22 protein-coding genes, 1 pseudogene and 1 riboswitch are annotated in these 25,813 nt (G+C 68.6%); of the genes and pseudogenes, 16 read left to right on the plus strand and 7 right to left on the minus strand.

The annotated features are described in order from the left end of the window. Positions 1-521, minus strand: a pseudogene (locus E3T19_RS19215) (hypothetical protein); the annotation flags it as partial. 144 nt (positions 522-665) lie between these two features. On the opposite strand from E3T19_RS19215, the gene E3T19_RS08880 reads away from it, so the two are divergent. Further along, entirely contained in the window at positions 666-1,280 is a 615-nt protein-coding gene (locus E3T19_RS08880) for a TetR/AcrR family transcriptional regulator (protein WP_088457480.1), read from the plus strand. Positions 1,281-1,340: 60 nt separating this feature from the next. Further along, positions 1,341-2,312, plus strand: a complete 972-nt coding sequence (locus E3T19_RS08885) for a DUF5692 family protein (RefSeq protein WP_088457479.1) — start codon at positions 1,341-1,343, stop codon at positions 2,310-2,312. An 83-nt stretch (positions 2,313-2,395) separates the two neighbouring features. Here E3T19_RS08885 and E3T19_RS08890 read toward each other — a convergent pair whose 3' ends face one another. Continuing rightward, positions 2,396-3,211 (minus strand): alpha/beta fold hydrolase, encoded by an 816-nt coding sequence (locus E3T19_RS08890; protein ID WP_088457478.1) that lies wholly within the window; start codon positions 3,209-3,211, stop codon positions 2,396-2,398. 92 nt (positions 3,212-3,303) lie between these two features. On the opposite strand from E3T19_RS08890, the gene E3T19_RS08895 reads away from it, so the two are divergent. The 3 genes from E3T19_RS08895 (at position 3,304) to E3T19_RS08905 (ending at position 6,589) form a co-directional block, all read left to right on the plus strand. Next, on the plus strand, positions 3,304-3,915 hold the full coding sequence (locus E3T19_RS08895) for a TetR/AcrR family transcriptional regulator (RefSeq protein WP_088458150.1): 612 nt from the start codon (positions 3,304-3,306) through the stop codon (positions 3,913-3,915). Between the two features lie 108 nt (positions 3,916-4,023). Continuing rightward, complete coding sequence (locus E3T19_RS08900; protein WP_134408636.1) at positions 4,024-5,592, plus strand: MFS transporter; 1,569 nt, start codon at positions 4,024-4,026, stop codon at positions 5,590-5,592. Between the two features lie 76 nt (positions 5,593-5,668). Beyond that, positions 5,669-6,589 carry an AEC family transporter gene (locus E3T19_RS08905; protein ID WP_134408637.1) on the plus strand — a complete coding sequence of 307 codons (921 nt, stop codon included), beginning with the start codon at positions 5,669-5,671 and terminating at the stop codon, positions 6,587-6,589. A 12-nt stretch (positions 6,590-6,601) separates the two neighbouring features. On the opposite strand, the gene E3T19_RS08910 is transcribed toward E3T19_RS08905, so the two are convergent. After that, positions 6,602-7,090, minus strand: coding sequence for an antibiotic biosynthesis monooxygenase (locus E3T19_RS08910; RefSeq protein ID WP_241983603.1), 489 nt, complete (start codon positions 7,088-7,090; stop codon positions 6,602-6,604). Positions 7,091-7,177: 87 nt separating this feature from the next. Next, entirely contained in the window at positions 7,178-8,014 is an 837-nt protein-coding gene (locus E3T19_RS08915; protein ID WP_088457474.1) for an exodeoxyribonuclease III, read from the minus strand. A gap of 69 nt (positions 8,015-8,083) precedes the next feature. Here E3T19_RS08915 and E3T19_RS08920 point away from each other — a divergent pair, with 69 nt between their 5' ends. The 4 genes from E3T19_RS08920 to E3T19_RS08935 are packed head-to-tail and all read left to right on the plus strand — an operon-like array spanning position 8,084 to position 11,736. Next, positions 8,084-9,085, plus strand: coding sequence for a TIGR03557 family F420-dependent LLM class oxidoreductase (locus E3T19_RS08920; protein WP_134408639.1), 1,002 nt, complete (start codon positions 8,084-8,086; stop codon positions 9,083-9,085). Positions 9,086-9,087: 2 nt separating this feature from the next. Further along, the gene (gene cofE, locus E3T19_RS08925) at positions 9,088-10,137 is read left to right on the plus strand and encodes a coenzyme F420-0:L-glutamate ligase (RefSeq protein ID WP_134408640.1); all 1,050 of its coding nucleotides are present in this window, start codon (positions 9,088-9,090) and stop codon (positions 10,135-10,137) included. Positions 10,138-10,148: 11 nt separating this feature from the next. Then, entirely contained in the window at positions 10,149-10,832 is a 684-nt protein-coding gene (cofC, locus tag E3T19_RS08930) for a 2-phospho-L-lactate guanylyltransferase (protein ID WP_241980096.1), read from the plus strand. A gap of 49 nt (positions 10,833-10,881) precedes the next feature. Continuing rightward, entirely contained in the window at positions 10,882-11,736 is an 855-nt protein-coding gene (locus E3T19_RS08935) for a hypothetical protein (RefSeq protein ID WP_134408642.1), read from the plus strand. A gap of 154 nt (positions 11,737-11,890) precedes the next feature. On the opposite strand, the gene E3T19_RS08940 is transcribed toward E3T19_RS08935, so the two are convergent. After that, entirely contained in the window at positions 11,891-14,035 is a 2,145-nt protein-coding gene (locus tag E3T19_RS08940; RefSeq protein ID WP_198415713.1) for a fructose-specific PTS transporter subunit EIIC, read from the minus strand. 87 nt (positions 14,036-14,122) lie between these two features. Further along, positions 14,123-14,223: riboswitch (TPP riboswitch) on the plus strand. Here E3T19_RS08940 and E3T19_RS08945 point away from each other — a divergent pair. After that, positions 14,214-14,936, plus strand: a complete 723-nt coding sequence (locus E3T19_RS08945) for a hypothetical protein (protein ID WP_134408643.1) — start codon at positions 14,214-14,216, stop codon at positions 14,934-14,936. (Overlaps the previous riboswitch by 10 nt.) Positions 14,937-15,072: 136 nt before the next feature. Here E3T19_RS08945 and E3T19_RS08950 read toward each other — a convergent pair whose 3' ends face one another. Further along, positions 15,073-15,969, minus strand: coding sequence for a formylglycine-generating enzyme family protein (locus E3T19_RS08950; RefSeq protein ID WP_174776260.1), 897 nt, complete (start codon positions 15,967-15,969; stop codon positions 15,073-15,075). A 264-nt stretch (positions 15,970-16,233) separates the two neighbouring features. Between E3T19_RS08950 and E3T19_RS08955 the strand changes: the two genes are divergently transcribed. The 5 genes from E3T19_RS08955 to narI all read left to right on the plus strand — a co-directional run bounded on the left by E3T19_RS08955 (position 16,234) and on the right by narI (position 23,949). Beyond that, complete coding sequence (locus tag E3T19_RS08955) at positions 16,234-16,896, plus strand: metalloregulator ArsR/SmtB family transcription factor (protein ID WP_088457469.1); 663 nt, start codon at positions 16,234-16,236, stop codon at positions 16,894-16,896. 176 nt (positions 16,897-17,072) lie between these two features. Next, on the plus strand, positions 17,073-20,789 hold the full coding sequence (locus E3T19_RS08960) for a nitrate reductase subunit alpha (protein WP_241980102.1): 3,717 nt from the start codon (positions 17,073-17,075) through the stop codon (positions 20,787-20,789). Continuing rightward, on the plus strand, positions 20,790-22,454 hold the full coding sequence (gene narH / locus E3T19_RS08965; RefSeq protein WP_088457467.1) for a nitrate reductase subunit beta: 1,665 nt from the start codon (positions 20,790-20,792) through the stop codon (positions 22,452-22,454). It abuts the gene before it with no gap. Continuing rightward, entirely contained in the window at positions 22,451-23,143 is a 693-nt protein-coding gene (narJ, locus tag E3T19_RS08970; protein WP_241980097.1) for a nitrate reductase molybdenum cofactor assembly chaperone, read from the plus strand. Before narH ends, narJ begins: the two co-directional genes overlap by 4 nt. Continuing rightward, the gene (gene narI, locus E3T19_RS08975) at positions 23,140-23,949 is read left to right on the plus strand and encodes a respiratory nitrate reductase subunit gamma (RefSeq protein WP_134408645.1); all 810 of its coding nucleotides are present in this window, start codon (positions 23,140-23,142) and stop codon (positions 23,947-23,949) included. The genes narJ and narI overlap by 4 nt, the downstream gene beginning before the upstream one ends. Positions 23,950-24,143: 194 nt before the next feature. Here narI and E3T19_RS08980 read toward each other — a convergent pair whose 3' ends face one another. Continuing rightward, entirely contained in the window at positions 24,144-24,932 is a 789-nt protein-coding gene (locus E3T19_RS08980; RefSeq protein ID WP_134408646.1) for a DUF222 domain-containing protein, read from the minus strand. Positions 24,933-25,374: 442 nt separating this feature from the next. Here E3T19_RS08980 and E3T19_RS08990 point away from each other — a divergent pair, with 442 nt between their 5' ends. Beyond that, positions 25,375-25,659 carry a hypothetical protein gene (locus E3T19_RS08990; RefSeq protein ID WP_134408648.1) on the plus strand — a complete coding sequence of 95 codons (285 nt, stop codon included), beginning with the start codon at positions 25,375-25,377 and terminating at the stop codon, positions 25,657-25,659. Positions 25,660-25,813: the final 154 nt, after the last annotated feature.

Raw genomic sequence — 25,813 nt, forward strand, 5'->3', positions numbered from 1 at the left:
GGGGCCGCGGCGGCGACGCTGACCGGGGTCTGCGCGCCGGCCTGGGTGGCGGCGGATGCCTGTGCGAGGGCCCGCGCGGCGGCCTGTGCGGCACGCGCAGCCTCGGCGGCGCGCTGTGCTTGTGCCTGTGCCTGTGCCTGTGCCTGTGCCTGTGCCTGTGCCTGTGCCTGTGCTTGGGCCTGGCGCTCGGCCTTGTCGGCGTGTGCGGCCACCAGCTGCACCGCCAACAGCTGCTCTGCCGCAACGGCCCTGGCCGCCTCCGCCTCGGCCACTTCGAAGCGGATCTGACCGATCAGCTGCACCCGTCTGTCGAGGGCGGTGGCGGCATCCGTCGACGCAGTGAGCAGCTCACGGGCGGCCGGATGACGCAGGTCGAGCCCGCAGGACGGGCAGACCGGCGCCGGCAGCGTGGCCGCGCAGGCCGGGCAGCGGGTGGTGTCGGTGAGTTCGGCCGCGCTGAGCGGCCAGCGGAATCGCCCGACGTACTGCGCGAAGTCGCGAATGGCGCTGCTCGATGACATCAATCCCCCTGATGAATGGTGCGGCTTCCACAGGCTAGTGGTTCGACGGCGGGACGGAGAGTCCCCTAGCGGCACACTCCCCAGTTCGGGGCGATTGACGCGGTGTCATTGACGCCGTGTCAACGGCGGGAGTAGCGTTCAAGCATGAGCACCCCGACGGCCTCCCCTCGCCAGAGCAAGCAGCCCGACGAGCGCCATGACGAGATCGTCGCCGCGACCAGGCAGCTCTTCGCCGAACGGGGCGTTGCCAAGGTCTCCGTCACCGAGATCGCCAAGCGCGTCGGCGTCACGCGGGGCCTGATCTACCACTACTTTCCCGACCGGGACGCTCTGATCGACCTGATCTTCGAGGACCACATCACTGAGTTCGTCGACGCCGTCTCCCGCTGGGACGCCGACCGGGAGCCCGGCAATGTGGCCAAGGCGCTGCTGGACTGCGTGGTCTTGTTCCGCCACCACCTGCACGCCAAGGACATGTTCCGTGAAGACCTCGGCCACCCCGAGAACGCCGGACTGTACAACCGGTTTGTGGACCGCGCCGTGCGCGCCATCGTCGAGCGCCTGCGGGTGACCACCGTCGAGGCCTACGCGCGGGCGCACCACATTGACATCGAACACGTCGGCGAGGTCTTCTACGTCCTGGTCTACGGACTGATCGGCCTCGTGCGCTCGTCGCCCGACGTCGACGACCAGGTGCTCGTCGCCATCGTGCGACAGACACTGCACCTGGACATGGGCACCACGAACACCACCCCGTGAAGACGCACCACCCGTAAGACGCACCACCCCACAAAGAAAACCGAATAAGGAGAAACGAAGATGTTCCTGTACGAGTCAATCCCCTGGTACTCCACGCTGATGTGGGTTGCGGTGGTGGCGGGCCTCATGCTTGCCAACGAGATCGCCCGGGCCAGCAAGTGGGCCGCCCTCGTGTTGTTCATCGGGCTACCGGTGGTGCTCACCATCTTCGTCTGGCCCCACACCGCGGGCGCCGACTCCAGCACCGGCACCTGGTTCCACTGGGTCAAGGTCTATTCCGCGCTGGCCGGCTGCCTGGGCTTCATGGCCATCCGCTTCATCCCGAAGCTGGCGAAGAACAAGTACTGGCTGATGTTCCCGGCGGCGATCCTCGCGCTGAACATCTTCGAAGCGGTCATCCGTGACTTCCAGGTCTACGGCATGCAGGGCATGGTCGACGGCGTCTTCATGGTCGGCGGCCCGTGGAACATCATGAACGGCATCGCCGGGCTGCTCAACCTCGTCACCATCTGCGGTTGGGCGGGCATCATCATCAGCCGCGGCAAGAAGAAGGACATGATCTGGCCCGACATGCTCTGGTTCTGGATCATCGCGTACGACCTGTGGAACTTCGCCTACGTCTACAACGCCGTCGGTGACCACTCCTTCTACGCCGGCGCCGCCCTACTGATCTCCTGCACCATCCCCGCGTTCTTCATCAAGCGCGGCGCCTGGCTGCAGCACCGGGCGCAGACCCTGGCGTTCTGGATGATGTTCACGATGGCCGTGCCCACCTTCGTGACCAGTTCGAAGTTCGCCGTCGAGTCCTCGCACAACCCCACCGCCCTGTTCATCGTCAGTGCGATCTCGCTGGCCGCCAACATCGCCGTGGTCGTCTACCAGGTGCGCGTCATCGTGCGCACCAAGCGCAACCCGCTGAAGGACGAGCTGTTCGTGGAGCTGCCCGCCTACCAGAAGGTGCTGGCCGACAACCGGCCGCTGGATGCCGCCCCCGCCGTCACTGGCTCGCCCCGAGCCGCCGCGAGCGTCTAGTTCCGCACCGCACCATCCCGCGAAAGCGGTCGTGTGGTTGCCTCGAGCCTCTCGAAGCAACCACGTGGCCGCTTTCGCGGCCGTTAAAGGGCGTTTTCGGTGAGCCAGTCGAGCAGCACCCGCTGCACATCGGCCGCTTGTTCCACGTTCGGCAGGTGCGCGGTGTCGCGGAACACGCATCCACTGGCCTGGGGCAGCGTCGTCACCAGGTACTCGTACGCCGCGAGCACCTCGGACATGTCGTACTCGCCCACCGTCACCAGGGCGGGCACCTCGATGTCGACGACCCTGTCGAACGCGGGAGGTTCGAGCGGCAGCGACACCGGGCGCTCCTCGGCGTGGATGACGTTCACCCGGTTGAGCGCGTAGGCGGTGGAGACGAATTCGGGGTCGAGGTCCTCCTCGCGGCGCAACGGGCCGAAATCCCAGATCGCGGCCTCGAGGCGGGCCAGCCGGTGCCAATCCTGGGCGGCGAAGGCCTGGTCGATCTCGTCGAACCGGGCATCCTCCACCTCGGTCAGCTCGGTGTCGGGGAACCCGCTCGGGCCCGCCCCGATCACGATCAGCCCGGCCACCCGGTCAGGGCTCTCTACCGCGAGATCGATGGCGATGGTGCCGCCGCGGGAGCACCCGATCAGCGTCGCGCGGGCCACGCCGAGGTGGTCGAGCACGGCCAGGGCATCCGCCCGGTTGGAGAACTCGACGTCCTCGGTACTGGTCTGGCCGAAGCCGCGGGTGTCGAAGCGGATGACGAAGTGCTCTGCGGCCAGCGCGTCGATCTGCGGGTCCCACATGCGCAGGTTCGCGATCCCCGCGTGGATCAGCAGCAGCGCCGGTTTGGAGGCGTGTCCGTCGCTTTCGTAGTAGAGGCGTGCGCCCGGAACATCGAGGTTAGGCATGAGTCGAGCGTAGGGGAGCGCATCCGCCGGCGAAAGAACCGGGCTTACGAACCGGCACAAGTGTACGTTAGAGTACACATGTGGTCGGGGAGATGAGTAGGCGCAGTGCCGAGCGGGCGGATGCCGTTCTGCAGGCCACGACCGACCTCCTCGCCGAGGTCGGGTTCTCGGCGATGACGATCGATGCCGTCGCGGCGCGGGCGCACTCCTCCAAGGCCACCATCTACAAGCGCTGGCCCACCAAGACCGCCCTGGTCGTGGCCGTCGCGGCCAAACTCGGCCCCATCGACATTCCGGTCCTCGACGCCTCACACACCCTTGCCGAAGCGCTGACGGCGATCACCGCCGCTGTGCGGAGCATCACCGTGGGGCGCTTCGGTCAGCTCGTGCTCGCTCTGGATGCCGCCGGCCGGTCCGACCCCGCTGTCATGACGGCGGTGGCCGAGCACCTCGCGGAACCGCTGCACCTGGCCGTCAGCGCAGCCCTCGACCTGCTCAAGCAGACCGGCCGGATCGACGACCAGGCTGACACCTTTCTCGCCGCCCGCATGATCCTCTCCGCGATCGTGGATCGAGCACTCGCCCGCAATGATGTGGTCTCGGCAGACGAACTGGCGAGCATCGTCCGTGAGTGGCTGCTTCCGGTGCTGTCTCCGCAGCGCCGCGGCACTCGCACCCCCGGCCCGACCGCCGGTCCCGGCTAGCCGCCGCCGGTCCCACCCCGCACGCTTCGGCATCCCGCGTCGGAGCGTTGTCCGTCGTGCGCGCACGCACACCATCCCACCTCCCGCACCACCGTTTGGAGTACCACCATGTCCACATCCACCCCCACTCGGCCGGCCACCGGCCGCCGATCACTCCGGGGCAACCCGGGCCTGTCCCTGGCCGCGGTCTGCTTCGGCCTGTTCATGGTCGGGCTGGACGGCACCGTCGTCTCGGTCGCGAACCCCGCCATCTCCGACGCCCTCGGCACCTCGTTCACCGAACTGCAGTGGATCACCAACTCCTACCTGCTGGCCCTGGCGGTCTTCCTCATCCTCGGCGGCAAGCTCGGCGACAGGTTCGGGCGCAAGAAGATGTACCTCATCGGCGTCGCGGCCTTCGCGGTCACCTCGGTGGCGATCGGCCTGGCCGGCACGACCGAGGGCGTCATCGCCTTCCGGGCACTGCAGGGGCTGAGTGCCGCACTGCTGATGCCGCAAACCCTTGCCCTGCTGCGAGCCACCTTCCCGCGGGAGAAGTTCGGCATGGCCATCGGCATCTGGGGTGGCGCGTCATCCGTTGCCATCGCCGCCGGGCCCATCGTGGGCGGCGCGCTGGTGGGCACCCTCGGCTGGGAATCGGTGTTCTACATCAACGCCCCCATCGCCGTGATCGGCTTGATCCTGGGTGGCCTGGTGCTCAAGGAAAGTTCCGCGACCAGCCGCGCACGGTTCGACATCGCGGGCGTCGTTCTGCTTGCCCTGGGGCTGTTCGGCATTGTGCTGGCCGTCGTCCAATCCGAGTCCTGGGGCTGGACCAGCCCGCTCACCCTCGGCGTTCTGGCCGGCGGACTGGTGCTCGTCGCGGTCTTCGTGGTCGTGGAAAACCGCGTGGCGGCGCCGCTGCTGCCGATGGGCCTGTTCAGGAACCCCACCATCACCGTGGGCGCCCTGGCCGTAGCCGCGAACTTTTTCGCCCTCTTCGGGGTGACCTTCTTTCTGGCGCTGTTCCTGCTCAACTTCCGCGGTGAGGAGGGCATCGCGGCCGGCCTGATGTTGCTGCCGCTGAGCGCAGTGTCGATCATCGCCTCGCCCATCGGCGCCGCCCTGGTGAGCAAATTCGGCATCCGTCTCACCATGTCGCTGGGTCTGGTCCTTGTGGGCGGCGCATTGTTCGGGCTCACCCCGATCAGTATCGACTCGCCGTACGTGACCATGGCGGTGCCGTTCGTCGTTCTCGCGCTCGGGGTGGGCCTGGTGATGACCTCGGGTGCCGAGGCCATCGTCGGCAGCGCACCCGTGCAGCTCGCCGGCGTCGCCGGGGGACTGCAAGCCACCTCCCTGCAGCTCGGCGGCGCGCTGGGCACCGCGGTGCTCGCCGCCGTGGTCTCAGCCGGAACGGCCGCGGGACTCGGCTCCACCACCTTCGCCGGTGCGGAGGCCGTGGCCCAGGGAATCATCCCCACCGGTCTGGACGCCGCGACAACGATACTGGCCAGGGACGCCTTCACCGGCGGCCTGTCGAGCGCGTTCGTCGTGGCCGGATGTGTGGCCATAGTGATCGCCATTGCCGCTGCGGTCTTCGTGCGGAACCCGAAGGCGCACCACACTGTGGAAGAGGTCTTGCTTGAGACCGAGTCCGGAACCTCGGGATCCTCGGCGGACGCGCTGCTGCGCTAACCGGCCCGGTTCCGGTCAGGGCCACCGCCGCAGCCGCGTGCGAACCCGGCACCGGCGGTGGCCCTAGGGTCGAAGAGTGGGCGGTGTACTGGTCGGGTTCTCGATCATCGGGTTTGTGATCCTGGTGGGCTACGTCGTCGAGCGCACCGGCGTGGCCGGCGAGGACGCCGGCCGGGTGCTCAACCGCATCGCGTTCTTCGTGGCCACCCCGGCGCTGCTGTTCACCGTGCTCGCGCAGGCGGACGTGCGGGTGCTGTTCTCCGCGTTCCTTGCCACGGTGCTGTGCAGCGTGATCGTCGGCATGCTGCTGTATGTCGTGCTGGCCAGGATTTTCTTTCGAAACCCGCTGCCGGAGACGGTGCTCGGCGCCACCAGCGCCACCTACGTCAACGCCAACAACATCGGTCTGCCGGTGGCCATCTACGTGCTCGGCAGCGCCCAGTATGTGGCGCCGGTGTTGCTGCTGCAGCTGCTCGTGCTCGCGCCGATCACCCTGAGCATCCTCGACGCGTCCACCCGCGGACGGGTGTCGGTGCGCAGCATCCTCACCCAGCCGCTGCGGAACCCGATGATCATCGCCTCGGTTCTCGGCGTGCTCGTCGCCGCCTTCGGCGTCCCGGTACCCGACGCCGTGCTCGCGCCCCTGGACATCATCGGCGGTGCCGCGATCCCGCTGGTGTTGATGTCGTTCGGCATGTCGCTGCACGGCCAGCGACTGCTGCAGGCCGGCACCGGCCGCAAGCAGGTGGTCGCGGCGTCGGTGATCAAGGTGGCGCTGATGCCCGTGATCGCATACCTGTTCGGCAGGTTCGTGTTCGCTCTCGAGGGCCCCGAGCTGTTTGCCGTGGTGACCGTGAGCGCGTTGCCGACCGCGCAGAACATCTTCAACTTCGCGTCCCGCTACGACCGGGGCGTGGTCGTGGCCCGGGACACCGTGCTGGTCACCACGATCGGCGCGATCCCGGCGCTGGTGATCGTCGCGGCGCTGCTCGCCTGAGCGTCGGGCCGATCAGGCCTTCTTTTTGGGCGCTTTCTGCAGCCATGGCCGCAGCCGGCGGGTGATGAACGGCATCACCACGTAGGTCATCATGGGCGCCATCACGAAGGTGGTCAGCAGGATCCGGAGCACGGTCGGGATGTCGTTCCAGTGCGGGTCCACCCCGGTGACGAGGTAGGTGAAGATCACGTTCAGCGGAAAGAAGCCCAGCCCGATGGCCACGGCCTGCTTCCAGCGCGGCGGCTGGACCGGCGCGGACGGACCGGCGTTGACCTGGGAGTCGTCGAACCAGCCCTCGATGCCGGTGCGCCGCACCACGTGGGACTCGAGCACCAGGCCCTCACCCTCGAGCAGCCAGCTGGTGCGGGCGATCGAGTGCTCCCAGGCCTCCAGCGAGGCCGCATCCTTGAATTTGTAGAGCATGTGCCAGTGCGCGGAACCGGCGTGCGCGCGCACCCAGCCGGAGCCGAGGAAGCCCGGGTATTCGTTGGCGAGGTCCATCCCGGTCTGCACCCAGTGGGTGGCCTCGTCGAACCGGGCGGGGTCGACCTTACGGCGGATGGAGACGGTGAGCTCAACCAGCGGGGCCTAGAAGATCATCGGGCGGTCGTCGTCCTCGTCCTCGGTCTCGATGTCCACCAGCACGGGAACGTGGTCGCTCGGGGCGTCGCCCTTGCGCTCGTTGCGGTGGATGCTCGCATCCGTCACGAGCTCACCGAAGGCCGGTGAGCCGAGGATGAAGTCGATGCGCAGGCCCTCGTTGCGCGGGAAGCGCAGCTGCTTGTAGTCCCAGTAGGTGAAGCCCTCCGGCACGATCGGGCGCACCACGTCGGTGAAACCGGCCGCCTCGAACGCTTCGAACGCGCTGCGCTCTGCCGGCGAGATGTGGGTGGACACGCCGGGTACCAGGGTGGGGTCACCCACGTCGGAGTCCAGCGGGGCCACGTTCCAGTCGCCCATCAGTGCCATCGCCAGCCGGGGGTTCTTGGCCAGCTCGTCGGCGGCGTGGGTCTTCAGCCGGGTCAGCCAGTCCAGCTTGTAGACGTAGTGCGGGTCATCCAGCGAGCGGCCGTTGGGCACGTACAGGCTCCACAGGCGCATCTCGTTCACGGTCACGCCCAGCGCGCGGGCTTCCAGCGGCAGGCCAGGACCCTCTTCACCCTTGAGGAAGCCGGGCATCTCGGGGAAGGCGGTGACCACATCCGTCATCTCGTGGCGGCTGGCGAACGCGACGCCGTTCCACTGGCTGAGGCCGTGGATGGCCAGTTCGTAGCCGGCGTCCTCGAAGGCCTGCGCGGGGAACTGCTCGGGCTTGCACTTGATCTCCTGCATGGCGAGCACGTCGATGTCCTCTCGCACCATCCAGTCGACCACTCGGTCGACGCGGGCACGGATGGAGTTGACGTTCCAGGTGGCGATGCGCATGGCTCTAAGCCTATTTGGCGCGGGCGCTCCAGAAACCTCGCCGACACACGCGAGTGGCAGGATGGCAGTATGTCGGAATTGCAGATCGGTTACGCGGCCATGTTGGAGCAGTTCGCCCCCGCCGAGGCGGTGGCGCTCTCGGCCTATGCGGAGGAGCACGGCTTCTCCGGGGTTATGGCGGCCGATCACTTCCAACCGTGGGTGCCAGCCCAGGGCGAATCCTCCTTCGTGTGGAGCGTTCTCGCCGCGATCGGTGAGCGCACCAAGGGCGACATGGGTCCCGGCGTCACCGCGCCAACCTTCCGCTGGCACCCGGCCATGGTGGCGCAGGCCTCCGCCACACTCGCCTCGATGTACCCCGGCCGGCACTGGCTGGGCCTGGGCTCCGGTGAGGCGCTCAACGAGCACATCGTCGGCGGCTACTGGCCCGAGGCGCCCGAGCGCATCAACCGTATGTTCGAGGCCATCGAGATCATCTCGAAGCTGTTCACCGCCAGCATCGCCGGCAAAGACGTCAAGCACTCCGGCCAGTTCTTCAAGCTCGAGTCCACCCGGCTATGGACCATGCCTGAGGTCGCGCCCGAGATCCTCGTCGCCACCGCCGGCCCGGTCACCGCCAAGCGCGCCGGCCGGCACGCCGACGGCCTCATCACCGTCGGCGCCCCGCTCGAGAAGATCTCGATGCTGTTCGGCAAGTTCGACGACGGCGCCCGCGAGGCCGGCAAGGACCCGTCGACCATGCCCAAGGTGCTGCAGCTGCACATGAGCTGGGCCGAGACCGACGAGGAGGCCATGGCCAACGCGTTGCACGAGTGGCCCAACGGCGGCATGAAGTTCCCCAAGGGCGACATCCGTTCGCCGTTCGAATTCGAGCAGATGGCAAAACTGGTGCGTCCGGAGGACTTCGAGGGCCGGATGATCATCTCCGCCGACCCCGACGGCCACCGTGCCTACATCCAGAAGTTCGTCGACCTCGGCTTCGACAAGATCTACCTGCACAACGTGGGGCGCAACCAGCGCCAGTGGATCGACGTCTTCGGCCGCGACGTGCTGCCGAAGCTCGCCCGGTAGCGATGCATTCCGCGGCCGACGGTGCGCGCCACCGGCTCGAGGTGTTCGTGCTGCCCGGGATCGGCGAGGTCCGGGCCGGCGACGACCTGGCCGCGACCATCCTGGCCGTCGCTGGTCCCGCCGCGTCCCGTCTGGCCGACGGTGACATCCTGGCCGTGACCAGCAAGATCGTGTCCAAGGCCGAGGGCAGGCAGGTGGCCGCGACCGACCGGGAGCAGGCCATCGCCGACGAGACCGTACGGGTCGTCGCGACCCGTGCACATCCGGGCGGGGTCACCCGCATCGTCGAAAACCGGCAGGGCCTGGTGATGGCCGCCGCCGGTGTCGACGCCAGCAACGTCGAGCACGGCACTGTATTGCTACTGCCCGTCGACCCGGATGCCTCCGCGCGCGGCCTCTGCGCAGCCCTCCGCGCCGCCACCGGGCTGCATCTCGGGGTGCTGATCACCGACACCGTTGGCCGCCCGTGGCGGGACGGCCAGACCGACATCGCCATCGGCGCTGCCGGCGTGGCCGTGCTCGACGACCTACGTGGCAGCATGGATGCGCACGGTCGCCGCCTCGACGTCACCGTCGCCGCCGTCGCGGACGAGATCGCCGGCGCCGCCGACCTGATCAAGGGCAAGACCAGCGGCAACCCCGTCGCCGTGCTCCGCGGCCTCGGCCACTTGGTGGGCGCGATCGACGCGGGGGATCGCGGCGCGCGCCGGCTGTTGCGCGACACTGCGAACGACATGTTCCGCGTCGGCAGCGCCGAGGCGTACGCGGAGGGTTATGCGGCCGGGCTGGCGGCTGCCGAGGCGGACCGTGGGACGGATAGCGCACCCACGAACGCTGATGAGGCGGGGACGGCCAGGGCTGCTGATGACAGGACCGCGGCCGCCGACTTGCCGGAAGATGCCCCGACAGCGCCTCTAAGGGGGCACATTGCGGCAACTCGTGAGATTCCGGATGCCCCCGCCGACGACCACCTTGGTGAGTTGCCGGTTGAGGCCCCCTCGGAGCGCAGCAGTGGGCCTCAAGTGGCTTCTCGCGGAACCGCATCCGCGTGAGATGGGTGTGCGTGGTGCCCGTCAAGGGGAGTGCGAGCGCCAAGAGCCGCCTGAGCGCGCTGCCGGAAACCTTCCCGGCCCGCGGGGAGCTCGCCGAAGCATTCGCGCTGGACACCGTGGCCGCACTGCTGGCCGCCGAGATGGTGCAGGAGGTGTTCGTGGTGACAGCCGACCCCGCCGCCGCCGCGCCGCTCGAGGCGCTGGGCGCCCAGATCGTTCCCGAGGTGCCGCACACATCCGCTTCGGATGCCGGGACGGGCGCTTGTGTGGCAACTCAGGACCCGCTCAACGCGGCCATCGCCGAGGGCATCCGGGTGGCGCATGAGCAGTACCCGCTCTGCAGCGTCGCTGTGCTCACCGGAGACCTGCCCGCGCTCACCGTCGCTGACGTCGAGTCGACCCTCACCGCCGCAACCGCCCATGACCTGGCCATGGTTGCCGACGAGGAGGGCACCGGCACCACCACGTTGCTCGCCCGCGCCGGCATCACGCTCACTCCCCGGTTCGGGCCCGGCTCCCGTGCTGCGCACGAGACTGCCGGCCACGTGCCGCTCGACCTGCCCGCCACGGCGTCGATCCGCCGCGACGTCGATACCGTCGACAACCTTGCCGAGGTGCTGCGCCGCGGTGTCGGTGCGCACACCAGCGCCCTCATCGCCCGTTCGCAGCAGGTGCCAGGCCCAGAGGGGCGCTGATAGACACCAGCCAGTGAGCCAGCGCCGGCCACTGCGCTAGCGTGCAGTCATGGGGAACACCGACGCCCGGATGCACCTGGGTCATGCCGCGCGCTTCGCCGGCACCGTGATGCTCACGGCGGTCATCGGCGCTACCGTCGCCACCCTGATCTTCATGTTCAGCCGAGACGCGACGGTGGCTCAGGCCTGGGACCTGATCGTCGGTGGCCTTTCGCTGCTGGCAGCGGTCGCCGCCCTCGCCGGCACCGCCACACTCACCCTGCTTCTGGTGTTCTCGCCGCCGACCGGTCGCTGGGGCCTCGGCGAGCGCAGCGTGCTCGCCGGGTATGCAGGAGTGATCTTCGCGGCGCTGTCATTGCTCCTTGCGGCCGAGTGGATTCCCGGTGAACCGGGCGCTGCCGGCGGTCCCGCGGTCCTCGCAGCCGCGATCCTCGGCTTCACCCTGGCCGTTGGCCCGCTCTGGATCGGCCTCATCGCGGTGCTCCTCGGGCGTACGGCGCTCCTCCCTCGGGGCATCGGGACGCAGCGGCTGTCCGCCTCCGAGCGTTCACGATTCGGTGCCGTCCTCATCGCGGCCGGCCTCTGTCTTGCCGCTATCGCCACCTCCGGCGCGTACCTCGTTGCGGTGCACGGCGGCCTGGACTACGCCTGCGCCGTGGAGGGGCCGTTCTCTCCCCTCGCCGAGCTGTCGGAGCGCGCCGGCGTCGTCAGCGGCAGCTTCTCCTGGTGGCCGCTCGGCCGTAGCTGCACCTGGGCCGCAGCCAGCGGAGGCACGGTCCTCGCCACCTCGGGCTGGAGTCACACGGCACTCGTCCTGGCTTCGCTCGGCCTCGCCGCGGCGGGCATCGCCCTGCGAACAACCAGGGCGGGTCAGAGGGATGCGCCGGCCGGCAGCGCGCGGTAGCGCCGCATTCACTCGGGCGGCGGCGGCCGACCGGGCCGACTCGGCCGAACGCGGTACGTAAAGGCGGAGGAATTCGAGAAACGCCGCGTTGCGCAGGCGCGCGCGGCGGTGTTTCCCGAAAAAGTCCGCCCCGACGTGCGGTCCAGGACGGGGGTCAGTGCGCGGCGGGAGTCGCCGGCCGCACCGAGGACGCCAGTGCCGCGAGCACGTCGGCCGGGGTGGCCGCCATCTCGATCGAGGCGCGGAACGAGGGCTTCATCAGGCTGCGGGACAGCTGGGCGAGCACCTTGAGGTGCTCGGTGCCGGCGGCGGCCTCCGGCACGGCGATCATGAAGATCAGGTGCGCAGGGGCCTCGTCCAGCGAGTTCCAGTCAACGCCGTCTCGGCTGCGCGCGAACGCGAGCACCGGGGAGGTGGCGCCGTCGGACTTGGCGTGCGGAATCGCGATGCCCTCGCCGATGCCGGTCGTGCTGATCAGTTCACGGTCCATGGCCGCCTGCACGACGGCGTCGACGTCGAGCACCCGCCCGGTGGTCTGCATCAGACCGGCCAGACGACGGATGACGGCGTCCCGGTCGGTCTCGTCGATGTCGAGCACGATGGTGCGTTCGTCGATGTAGTCGAGCACGGTCTTCGGGGCGGGGGCCACCGGCTCGGCGGCAGCAGGCGCGGCAAGAACCGGCGCCGCAGCCACGGGCGACACGGCACTCGCCGCAGCACCCGGCGCGGCAACCGGCACAGCGGCATCCGCAGCGGCACCGGCGACCGCAACCGCGGCAGCATCCGCCGGCACGACCTTGCGCACCGAGATGCCGATCAGCAGCACCGACACCAGAGCGGTGACGGCCACACCGGAGAGAATCGCGACGAAGTACATCGGCACGCCGCTCACGGCACCGAAGACGGCCACGATCGGGCCGCCGTGCGGCACGGCGTTGGTGACCCCGGCGATCGCGGCGATGGCACCGGCGACGGCGCCACCGAGCACGTTCGCGGGGATGACCTGCAGCGGGCGGGCCGCCGCGAGCGGGATGGCGCCCTCGGTGATGCCGAAGAAGCCCATGAACAGCGCGGCGATGCCGGCCTCGCGTTCCACCGGGGTGAAGAACCGGCGACGGATGACCGTGGCCAGCCCCATGCCCAGCGGCGGCACGGCGATGGCCGCGGCGACCATGCCCATCGGGCCCGGGTTGCCGGAGGCGATCAGCGCGGAACCGAACAGGAACGCCGTCTTGTTGATCGGGCCGCCCATGTCGAACGCGACCATCGCGCCCAGGATCAGGCCGAGCACGACGACGCTGCCTCCGTCGAGGCTGGAGAGGAAGTCGGTCATCGAGGAGAACACCCAGGCGATCGGCTGGCCGAGGGCGAGCACGAACAGTCCGCCGACGACGAGGGTGGTGATCACGGGGATGACCAGGATCGGCATGATCGGCTTGATGAAGCGGTGCACGGGGATCTTCTTGATGCCCAGCGCCACGAAGCCCACCAGGAAACCGGTGACGATGCCGCCGATGAAACCGGCACCCGATTCGGAGTTGTAGAAGGAGCCGGTCGTGGCGATCCAACCGCAGATCATGCCGGGTGCGAGCCCGGGCCGGTCGGCGATCGCGTAGGCGATGAAGCCGGAGAGGATCGGCACCATCAGGGTGAAGCCGAGCACGCCGATCTGGTTGATGGTGAACCAGAAGCTGTCCTCGGGGATCACGAGTCCCTGCGGGGTGGCCTCGCCGCCGATCGACAGCGAGATCGCGATGAGCAGCCCGCCGACGACGACGAACGGGATCATGTACGACACGCCGTTCATCAGCGCGCGGTAGATGAAACCGCCGATGTCGCGTTTCCCGGCGCTCGCCGGGGCATCCGTGGTCACGGCGGCGCGGCCGGTGGGGGCGGCGGCCAGCGCCTCGGCGATCAGCGCGGCCGGGCGGTGGATGCCGTCGGAGACGCGGGTGGAGACGATGCGCTTGCCCCCGAAGCGGGACAGGTCGATCTGGGTGTCGGCGGCGACGACGACAGCGTCGGCGCGGTCGATGTCGGCCTGACTGAAGGTGCCTTCGACTCCGACGGACCCGTGCGTCTCGACCCGGATCTCGTAGCCGAGTTCGGTGGCGGCCGCGTCGAGTTTCTCGGCAGCCATGTAGGTGTGGGCGATGCCCGTTGGGCAGGCCGTGATCGCCAGGATCAACACCGTGGGCGGCGCGATGGTGGTGTCGGTCGGGGTGTCAGGCATGGTGCGGTGTCCTTCCAGGACGACGCCGACGACCGGTGGCCCGTCGGCCATGGAGCGCGTGCTCACCCGGTGAAGAATGCAGCAGCCTGTCCAGCGTACAGTTCGGCGCCCGGTGCATTCGAGAGTCTTTCGGCCCTGCCGGCCGCTAGGGTGGGACGCGACACGGGGTGCCTCCGCCGGATGCGGACGCTGAGATCCAAACCCGTCGAACCTGACTAGTTAGCACTAGCGAAGGGATGTCGCCATGAACGTTCACGCCGCCGAATCACGCGGGGATGCCGACCCGGATCTGCGGCCGGAGCCGGGCCGCACCGAACCGTTCAGCAGGCTGCTCTGGGCCGACATCGCCGAAACCCGCACCGCCATCGATGCGTTGCCCTTCATCGCGGAACTCGGCGACGGCAGCCTGTCCGCCGGCCACTTCGCCTACTACCTGGCCCAGGATGCCCTCTACCTCGCCGCGTACTCCCGGGTGCTGGCGCAGGCGAGCGTCCTGGCGCCCACCCCCGCCGAACGGGAATTCTGGGCTACCGGCGCCGCCAACTGCATCGAGGTGGAACTCGAGCTGCACCGCACCTGGCTGACCGGCCATGACACGCGCCCGGCGCCCGGCCCGGTGACCCGGTCCTACGTCGACCACCTGGTCGCGGTCAGCGCGGCAGGCAACTATGCGGTGCTGCTGGCCGCGGTCCTGCCCTGCTACTGGCTCTACGCGGATGTCGGCGAGCGCCTGCACGCCGGCTTCACGGCGAGCCGGCGCGACGCGGCGCATCCGTACGCCGACTGGCTGGAGACCTACGCCGACGAGGGGTTCGCGGCCGCGACCCGGCAGGCAATCCTGCTCACCGACACCGCGGCGGCCACCGCGACGGCCGTCGACCGGGCGCTCATGCGCGCCGTGTTCGCGCGGTCGGCGGCCCTCGAGTTGCTCTTCTTCGACGCGCCCCGGCTGCACGCGCCGGGGTAGCAGACCACAACCATCCGCACCCGCGGATGCATGACTCCTGCGATTCCCAGCCGCCGACCGGCGATCGCCCCGGAATGAAGAGGCGGTCGGCCACGCCGGCGGAATCGAGCACGAGTTGTGCTTCGGCGGCGCCGGATCAGGTCAGCGCCACGGTGCGGAAGCCCACGTTGCCGGCCGCGGAATCCGCGGTGTTGGAGGCCCGAGCGGAGTTGCGATACCGGTTGCAATAGGAGTCGTGGCAGAGGTACGAGCCGCCGCGCATCGAACGCTGCTCGCCCGTCGCCGGGCCGGCCGGATTCTCGGCGGGGGAGTGCGCGTAATAGCCCTCCGCCCACCAGTCGGCGCACCACTCCCAGACGTTGCCCACGCTCTGCCAGAGGCCGTAGCCGTTCGGCGCGAACTCCCGCACCGGGGCGGTGCTGAGCCAGCCATCGGCCAGGGTGTTCACCGCGGGAAACCGGCCCTGCCAGATGTTGCAGCGCTGCCCTTCCTCCCACTCGTCGCCCCACGGGTAGCGCCGGCCGGCCAGCCCGCCGCGCGACGCGCACTCCCACTCGGCCTCGGTCGGCAGCCGTCGCCCCGCCCAGGCGCAGTAGGCCAGCGCGTCGTTCCAGCTCACCTGCACCACCGGATGCTCGGCCAGCCCGTCGAGCGACGAACGGGGGCCGGCCGGATGCGCCCAGTCCGCGCCGCGCACCCCCAGCCACCAGGGTGTCTGCGGGGGTTGGCCGACCACGTCATCGATGTCGGCCTGCAACGCGAGGTGGAACACCGCGGAGTAGCCGAACAGCTCCGACTCGGTGCGATACCCGGTATCGGCCACGAACCGGGCGAAGGCGGCGTTGGTGACCGTCGTCGTGTCGATGGAGAAGGCATCCAGCCGCACTTCGTGCACGGGGGTCTCGCCGTCGCCGGGATTGCCCGCGCCGTCGGCGTCGCCCATGGCGAAGACCTGCGCCGGCACCAGCGCCTGGTCGAGGTGATGCCGGACGAGTGAGCCGGGAGCGGCCGGTGCCGGGGGGAGCTGGGACATGGCTGTGCCCGGGGGTGCCTCCGCATCGTCTACGCCCACGGCCAGCCGGGCCTGGCGTATCACCTCGTGTGCGGGCGCGCAGCACCCGTGCTCATCCGTCGTCACGCGCAGACCCTAGCGCTCCTCCGTCGCCGCGACCACCCTGCCGGCGGGACCAGGCTCGCCCCTCCTGATGGCGACTCACGGCATCTGGCGAGCAGAAGCTGGCGCCCGATCAGGGGCAGGGGGTACCGCCAGATTGGACGGTGGCCCATACTGGGCTCCATGGTTCCCCGCTCCGCCCCGAGTTATCGCACGCTCGCCTCGATCAGCAGGATCACTTTGCTCCTGCACCTGCAGCGTCGCGGAACCATGACCGTCGGCGACCTCGCCGAGGCGGCCGGGCTGCATCCCAACACCGCCAGAGAACATCTGCAGCGCCTGGTCGACGATGGTTTCATCACCTGCCAGCCGGAGACCCGCGAGACCAAGGGTCGCCCCCGCATGCTCTACAGCGCGGCGGCCGGTTCCGCCGAGCCCGGTTCGGTGCGCGCGGCCAAGGCCGAAGCCGCACAGCGCCGCGGTGACCTCGTGCGGAGGCTCCTGCCCCTCGAAACCGTCGACACCTCCCCGCGCCAGTGCCAGATGGACGCGCTCGACGACCACCTCGACGCCAGCGGCTTCGATTCCGACCACGACTCTGACGGCACCCACGTGCACCTGCACGATTGTCCGTACAGCGAGATGGTGAAGCTGCACCCCGAGGTGTGCACTGTGCACTTCGGCCTGATCAAGACGCTGCTCGAACAGACGGATGGCCCGCTGCGGGCCGACCGGCTGCATCCGTTGGTCGGGCCGGACATCTGCACCCTCGACCTGCTCGAGCGGGTCCTGGAGCCGGCCGCGGCGGTGCCGCCTGTGGTCATTTACGCTCCCGCTGATTATTAACGGCGTTTCCCGGTTGTAGCGGTTTTCCGCACTCGGGAGACTTGCGCAGAGGGCATCGCTGACCGTGGCGACGCCGGCAGCGCTAGGAGATCTTCGTGAAATCAGTCAAGAATTCTGTCTTTTCACGAAATGGCCGAGCCGGGGCCACATCCGCCAAACCCGGCAGCGACGGTCCCATCACCGACTCAATCCTCAACCTCGGCCGGTTCCTGCGCCGCGGTGAAACCTCCCCAGACCTGCGTTCGTTGTTCCTCGAGGGCGGCCGCGACGCCGACTCGTTCTACCGTGACCGCTGGACCCACGACAAGGAGGTGCGGTCCACCCACGGCGTGAACTGCACAGGCTCCTGTTCCTGGAAGGTGTACGTCAAAGACGGCATCATCACCTGGGAGACCCAGCAGACCGACTACCCCTCCGTGGGTCCGGACTCGCCAGAGTACGAACCCCGCGGCTGCCCCCGCGGCGCCGCGTTCAGCTGGTACACCTACTCGCCCAACCGGGTGCGCTACCCCTACGTGCGCGGTGTGCTGCTCGAGCTGTACCGCGCGGCCAAGGCCCGCACCGGCGACCCGGTGCTCGCCTGGGCCGAGGTCACCGGCAACCCGGAGAGCGCCAAGGCGTACAAGAGTGCCCGCGGGCAGGGTGGCCTGGTGCGCGCCAGCTGGGACGAGGCCGCCGAGATCGTCGCCGCCGCCCAGGTGCACACCATCAAGAACTACGGACCCGACCGGATCGCCGGCTTCTCGCCGATCCCCGCCATGTCGATCGTCTCCCATGGAGTGGGCAACCGGTTCATCACCCTGCTCGGCGGCACCATGCTCTCGTTCTACGACTGGTACGCCGACCTGCCCGTCGCCTCCCCGCAGGTGTTCGGCGACCAGACGGATGTGCCCGAATCCGCCGACTGGTGGAACTCCAGCTATCTGATCATGTGGGGCTCGAACGTCCCGGTGACCCGCACCCCCGACGCGCATTTCATGGTCGAAGCCCGCTACCGCGGTCAGAAAGTTATCACCGTCTCGCCTGACTACGCCGACAACTCCAAGTTCGCCGACGAGTGGCTGGCCGTGCACCCCGGCACCGACGGCGCCCTGGCCCTGGCCATGGGCCACGTCGTGCTCAAGGAATTCCTCGTCGACCGGCGCACCCCGCAGTTCGTGGACTACATGAAGAAGTTCAGCGACTCCGCCTACCTGATCACCCTCACTCCGCGCGGCGACGCCTACGTGCCCGGTAAGTTCCTCACCGCGGATGCCCTGCCCGACACGGCCTCCACCGTCGCCAGCGCCACCTTCAAGCCCGTGCTGCTCGACCAGGTCGGCCACGCGGTCGTGCCCAACGGCTCACTCGGCCACCGGTTCAGCGAAACCGACGCCGGCAAGTGGAACCTCGACCTGGAGGGCGTCGACCCGCTGCTCTCCATCGCCGACAGCCCCGACCACGACGGCCGGAGCGCCGCCATCGACATGCCCCGCTTCGACGTCTCCGCCCTCACCGGCGAAGAGGGCGAGGAGCACACCGGCGGCGCCGGCGTCATCCGCCGCGGCGTGCCCGTGCGAATGGTGGCCGGCCAGCTGGTCACCACGGTCTTCGACCTGCTGCTGGCCCAGTACGGCGTCAGCCGCGACGAACTGAACCTGCCCGGCGTCTGGCCCACCGGCTACGACGACGCCTCCTCGCCCGGCACCCCCGCCTGGCAGGAGGAGATCACCTCCGTGCCGGCGCAGGCCGCGGCCCGGATCGGCCGGGAGTTCGCGCAGAACGCCGAAGACTCCGGCGGCCGCTCGATGATCCTGATGGGCGCAGGCACCAACCACTGGTTCCACTCCGACACCATTTACCGCGCCTTCCTCGCGCTGACCACCATGACCGGCTGCCAGGGCGTGAACGGTGGCGGGTGGGCGCACTATGTGGGTCAGGAGAAGGTGCGCCCGGTCACCGGCCAGGCGCAGTACGCCTTCGGCCTGGACTGGGTACGCCCGCCGCGCGCCATGATCGGCACCGCATTCTGGTATCTCGCCACCGACCAGTGGCGTTACGACGGCCTCAGCGCCGACACCCTCGCCAGCCCGTTGGCCACCGGCACCTTCACCGGACGCACCACGGCGGACTGCCTGGTCGAATCGGCCAAACGCGGCTGGATGCCCAGCTACCCCACCTTCAACCGCAACTCGCTCGACATCGTCGACGACGCCGATGCGGCCGGGGTCGCCCCGGCCCAGTACGTGGTCGATTCACTCAAGGACGGCAGCCTCGGCTACGCCTGCGAAGACCCGGATGCGCCGGAGAACTTCCCCCGGGTGCTCGTCGTCTGGCGGGCCAACATCCTCGGCTCCTCCGGCAAGGGCAACGAGTACTTCCTCAAGCACCTGCTCGGCGCCCAGAGCGCGGTGCGCGCCCCGGAATCCCCGGAGGAGAAGCGCCCGCACACCATGAAGTGGCATGAGTCGGCCCCGGAGGGCAAGCTCGACCTGATGGTCACCAGCGACTTCCGGATGACGTCCACAACCATCTACAGCGACGTGGTGTTGCCGCCGGCCACCTGGTACGAGAAGCACGACCTGTCCACCACCGACATGCACCCGTTCATCCACTCGTTCAACCCGGCTATCGACCCGCCGTTCCAGTCCAAGACCGACTTCGACATCTTCCACCTGCTGGCCCAGAAAGTGTCCGAGTTCTCCGAGAAACACCTCGGTGTGCGCCGCGACCTCGTTGCCACGCCGCTGATGCACGACACCCCCGACGCCATGGCCACCCCGCACGGCATCGTGGTGGAGAACCCCGACCTGATTCCCGGCATCACCATGCCGCGGCTGGTCGTGGTGGAACGTGACTACCCGGCCTTCGCCGCGCAGCTCGGCTCCCTCGGCCCGCTCACCGCCAAGCTCGGCATGACCATCAAGGGCGTCAAATACGACCCCGACAAGGAAATCGAGTACCTCGGCACCAAGAACGGTCTCGTCGAGTCTGGACCGGCGGCCGGCCGGCCGAAGCTGGCCACCGACATCCACGCCTGCGAGATGGTGCTCGCCTTCTCCGGAACCACCAACGGGCGCCTCGGCACCCAGGGTTTCCGGCAGCTCGAGGAGCGCACCGGGCAGAAGCTCGCCCACCTGGCCAGCGACAACGAGGGGCGCCGGTTCACCTTCAAGGATGTGCAGGGCGCTCCGGTTCCCGTGCTCACCTCGCCGGAATGGTCGGGCAGCGAGCACGGCGGACGCCGCTACAGCGCCTTCACTATCAATGTCGAACACCTCAAACCGTGGCACACCCTCACCGGGCGGCAACATTTCTACCTCGATCATGACTGGATGATCGAGCTCGGCGAGCAGCTGCCGATCTACCGGCCGCCGTTGGACATGCACAGACTGTTCGACGACTCGGTCGTCGGCTCAACGAAGTCCACGGGCGCACCCGGCTCGAAGGGTCGCGCCGAGGTGGCCGTGCGCTACCTCACCCCGCACTCCAAGTGGTCGATCCACTCCGAGTACCAGGACAACCTGCTGATGCTCTCGCTCTCCCGGGGCGGACCGACCATCTGGATGTCGCCGCAGGACGCCGACAAGATCGGCGTGCGCGACAACGAGTGGATCGAGTCGTACAACCGCAACGGCGTTGTCGTGGCCCGGGCGATCGTCTCGCACCGGATGCCGGAGGGCACCGTGTACATGTACCACGCCAAAGACCGCACCATCAACGTGCCCGTCGCCGAGACCAGCGGACTGCGCGGTGGCACCAACAACTCGCTCACCCGCATCCTGCTCAAGCCCTCGCACCTGATCGGCGGCTACGCCCAACTTTCATTCGCTTTCAACTACCTCGGCCCGACCGGGAACCAACGCGACGAGGTCACCGTGATCCGTCGACGCAGCCAGGAGGTTGAGTACTAAATGCGCGTTATGGCTCAAATGTCGATGATCATGAATCTCGACAAATGCATCGGCTGTCACACCTGCTCGGTGACCTGCAAGCAGGTCTGGACCAACCGCACCGGCGTGGAGTACGCCTGGTTCAACAACGTGGAGACCAAACCCGGCGTGGGCTACCCGCGCCAGTACGAAGACCAGGAGAAGTGGAAGGGCGGCTGGGTGCGCACCAAGCGCGGCCGGCTGAAGCTCCGCGCCGGCGGTCGGCTGAGCAAGCTGCTGCACATCTTCGACAACCCCGACCTGCCCGTGATCGACGACTATTACGAGCCGTGGACCTACGACTACGACATGCTTACCACCGCGCCGGCCGGCACCCAGAGCCCGGTCGCGCGGCCGAAGTCGCTGCTGACCGGCAAGAACATGGACATCAAGTGGTCGGGCAACTGGGACGACAACCTCGGCGGCTCGCAGGAGACCGCCGCCGACGATCCCATCCTCGCCACCATGAGCGAGCACGTGAAGATGGAGTTCGAGAACACCTTCATGTTCTACCTGCCGCGTATCTGCGAGCACTGCCTCAACCCCGCCTGCGTCGCGGCGTGCCCCTCCGGCGCCATGTACAAGCGCGAGGAAGACGGCATCGTGCTTGTCGACGAGGACGGCTGCCGTGGTTGGCGCATGTGCGTCTCCGCCTGCCCCTACAAGAAGGTGTACTTCAATCACAAGACCGGTAAAGCCGAGAAGTGCACGCTCTGTTACCCGTTGATCGAACAGGGCAAGCCCACCATCTGCTCGGAGACCTGCGTGGGGCGGCTGCGCTACCTCGGCCTGATGCTCTACGACGCCGACGCTGTGCTCGCCGCCGCGTCGATCGAGAACGACCAGGATCTGCTGGATGCCCAGCGCGGGGTCTTCCTCGACCCGTTCGACCCCGAGGTCATCGCCGCGGCCAAGGCCGAGGGCATGGAAGACGACTGGATCCTCGCCGCGCAAAACAGCCCGATCTACAAGCTCATCGCCGAGTACAAGATCGCGCTGCCGCTGCACCCCGAGTACCGCACCATGCCCATGGTCTGGTACATCCCGCCGCTGTCCCCGGTGGTCGACGTGGTCTCCACCACACAAGCCGACAGCGAGGATGCCCGCACCCTGTTCGCCGCGATCGACCGGTTGCGCATCCCGGTGCAGTACCTGGCCGGCCTGTTCTCGGCCGGTGACGTGCGGCCCGTGGAGGCGTCGCTGAAGAAGCTCGCCGCCATGCGCTCCTACATGCGCGACATCAACCTGGGCCGGCCGGCGGACGAGCGCATCGCCCGCGCCGTCAACATGACCGGCGAGACCATGCAGGCCATGTACCGGCTGCTCGCCATCGCCAAGTACGAGGACCGTTACGTGATCCCCAAAGCTCACGTGGAGACCGCCCGCGAACTCGACGAGCTGGCCTGCTCGCTCGACACCGACGGCGGACCCGGCATGGGTGGACCGGGCCAGAACGCCGGACCGTTCGGCCAGGAGCCCGGCATGCCGCTGGCCGGCACCGTATCCAACTACAACGAGATGACCGGCAAGGGCGGCGAGAAGACCAAGCCCACCACCCCGGGCCGGGTCAACCTGCTCAACTGGACCGGCGGCACGGTGCCGCCGGGCATGTTCCCGCCCAAGCCGAGCCCGGAGGCCACCGCATGAGAATGCCCAAGCTCGCCCCCCGGCGGGTGGCCGCTCTCGCGCTCGACGATCAGGACCGGCGCATCGCGCACATGGCGGCGTCCCTGTTGCTGGACTACCCGGACGAGGAGCGCCGCGCCAGATTCGCGGTCGTCGCCGCGTCGCTGGGCGACCTGCCGGATGCGTTGCGCGCCGCGTTCGCCGCGTTCCTCGCCGCCGCCGCCGAGCTGAGCCAGCAGCAGCTCGAGGTGCACTTCACGGCCACCTTCGACCTCAAGCGCAAGTGTTGCCCATACCTGAGCTACTACGCCGCCGGCGACACCCGCCGGCGCGGCATGGCGCTGGTGCGGTTCGTCGAGGCGTACCGGGCCGCCGGCTGGGAGGTCGACGCCGACGAGCTGCCCGATTACCTGCCGATGGTGCTCGAATTCTCCGCGCTCTCCGATTCGCCGATTGCCGGTCAGCTGCTTTCCTCGCACCGGGACGGTATCGAGGTGCTGCGTGCGGCGCTCGAGAAAGTCAACAGTCCCTACGCGCACCTCGTCGAAGCGGTCTGTCTGTCGCTGCCGCCCATCGACGATGAGACTCGCAAGCGTTACCTGGACCTCGTCAACGAGGGCCCGCCCACCGAGACCGTCGGCATGACCTACCTCGGCAATCTCAAACCGTTTTCCGCGCATGGCGCGTCCAGTGAGGAAGTACGCCGATGACCCCGCTCGATTACCTGTTGTGGGTGGCGTTCCCCTACATCGCCGCCGCCACCTTCGTGGTCGGCCACATCCTGCGCTACCGGTTCGACCAGTTCGGCTGGACCTCCCGCTCCAGCCAGACCTACGAGAACCGGCTGCTGCGCTGGGGTTCGCCGATGTTCCACTACGGCATGATCATGGTGATCGGTGGCCACGTGGTGGGCCTGTTCATCCCCAAGCCATGGCTGGAGTTCTTCGGCGTCACCGAGCACATCTACCACCTCGGGGCCACCTGGATGGGCAGCGTCGCGGCGGTGCTGACCATCGCCGGGCTGATCATCCTGATCATCCGCCGGCGCCTGGTCACCCGGGTGCACCTGGCCACCACGGTGATGGACAAGGTGATGTACATGTTCCTCGGCGGCACCATCGTGTTCGGCACCGTCGCCACCGTGCTGCACCAGGTGCTCGGTGCTGGCTACGACTACCGCGGCTCGATCTCGCCGTGGATCCGCAGCCTGTGGGGCCTGCAGCCCGACCCGTCGCTGATGAGCGACGTGCCGTTCTTCTTCCAACTGCACGTGCTCACCGCCACCGCGTTGTTCCTGCTCTGGCCGTTCACCAGACTGGTGCACGTGTTCTCCGCCCCGATCGGCTACATCTGGCGGCCCTACGTGATCTACCGCTCTCGCGACACGCACAAGGGCTCCGGCGCCCGCCCGGTGCAGCGCGGCTGGGAGAAGGCCGAGCTCCCGAACGTGCGGGTCTCCCCGCGCGCCGACGAGCCCGCCCGTCCCTCCCGCTCGCGCACCAACATCCGCCGCTAACACCCCTCGTCGTCGGCCGAGCTCCTCGAGGCCTGGCGAGGTGTGTGCGGGGCGGTTCCCGTCGCGTTGGTCGAGTGTGTCGAGACCTGGCGAGGTGTGTGCGGGGCGGTTCCCGCCGCGTTGGTCGAGTGTGTCGAGACCTGGTGAGGTGAGTCGCGAACGCGCCCCGGGTCGGGGGATCTCAGCGAGCTCGATCAGCGGCTGGGGCTTAGGTGCGTCGTGGCTGGGTTGCGGCCGGGCATCTCGATGAGTGTTTGGCCGGGGTCGATGGTTGTGGGTGGGCGGAGCCAGTAGCGGCCGGTGTTTTCGAAGATCTGCCAGTGCTGGTTGTGGAGCAGCAGGTGATGGGCGTGGCAGAGCAGGATGCCCTGGTTGATGTCGGTTCTGCCGTGGTCTCTGAGCCAGTGTTCGATGTGGTGGGCTTCGGTGAACGCTGGTGGGCGGTCGCAGCCGGGCCACCGGCAGCCGCCGTCGCGGGCGGCGAGGGCCCGGCGTTGGGCCCGGTTGAACAGGCGTTGTTCGTGGCCGAGGTCCAGGGGCCGGTTGACCTCGTCGACGGTGATCTCAACACGTCCCGAGTCGCAGATGAGGCGTTCGATGGTTTCGGGGGAGACCGGGGCGTTGTTGCCCTCGATGTAGCCGTGCCCGGTTTGGCCGGGTAGGCAGATCTGGATGTCGTCGGCGGCGGCCGGTCCTGTGGGTGCGGCGGGTCTGGCCGTCGTGGCGGTGGTGGTGAGGATCTGCACGGCGGGGCGGCGGCCGCCGAGTATCTCGTTGGGGTTGATGGTGGTGCCGGCTTTGAGGAGGTCGAGGAAGCCGTCGCAGGTGATTTGGCTGGTGTTGCGGGGGTCGTTCTTGACGCGTTTGGCCCAGGCGGCGCGTTCGGTGTCGACGAAGCGCACGCCGCCGCGACGGGGGCTGGTGAGACTGTCGAAGGTGGCTTTGATGAACTCGCCCTGTTCCGCCGGGAAGAGCCCGTCGATGCGGANTCTGGCCGGTGTTCAGGGTCCAGATGCGCAGGTAGCGGTCGTCCCAGGCTTTCTGTTCCCGTACCCTAATGCCGGCCTCGTCGAGGCTGTCGCGCGTCTGCCGGGCCCGTTTGAGGAGCTGGTCCACGTCCATCGCCGCGGCGTCGGCGAGCAGCCCGGCGAGGGCGTCGGCGAGGACCGGGCCGGTGACGACGGTATCGATGTCGCCCAGGCCGGTGCGTAGGGCGTGTGCGGCATCGATCGAGAGGGTGCCGCCGGTCACGGCGTGCGAGATCGGTGCGTGCCACGGCATCGGCGCCGGCAGCGGAACGACCGGAGCGACCCCGCCGTGGCCGTCGACCCCGTCGAGCCCGTCGAGCCCATCAGAGATGTCCGGGTCCAGCGCCCCCTCGAGTAGCCGGCGGGCCGCTTCGGCGTCGATCGCGGCGGCCTGCGCTTGGGCGTCTTCGACCTCGGCGAGCATCCGGCCCACCCCCACGAGCTTCCTCGACTCAACCTTGCTCGTGCCGGTCAGCTCCTGGATCAAGGCCTCGGGGTTGAGGAAACCCTGCTGCGCAGCCAGACCGGTCTGACCCAGCTCCCATCGGGACCGCTGGGCCAGGGTCTTCGCCAGCCACGCCTTGCGGGTGTCGAGCTCGCGCTGGGCCTGCGCGAGAGTGCGCTGACCGGCCAGGACAGCGGCATCCGACAACGCGTCGTAGTCAACGCTGCACGACCCTAACCGGGCCACATTCTCCGCGGCTTCCACCAGCGCATCACCGCGATGAGTGGCGAACGTAGCTGCGATACTCGACTGGTTTCTCATGCCCCGAATCTAATCCGAATACGAAGCTTTGTGTGAGCAAATATCAAATTGTGGATAACCTCTTCGCCCG

This window comes from Cryobacterium sp. TMT4-31 (genome assembly GCF_004403385.1).
GTDB classification, from domain to species: Bacteria; Actinomycetota; Actinomycetes; order Actinomycetales; family Microbacteriaceae; genus Cryobacterium; species Cryobacterium zongtaii.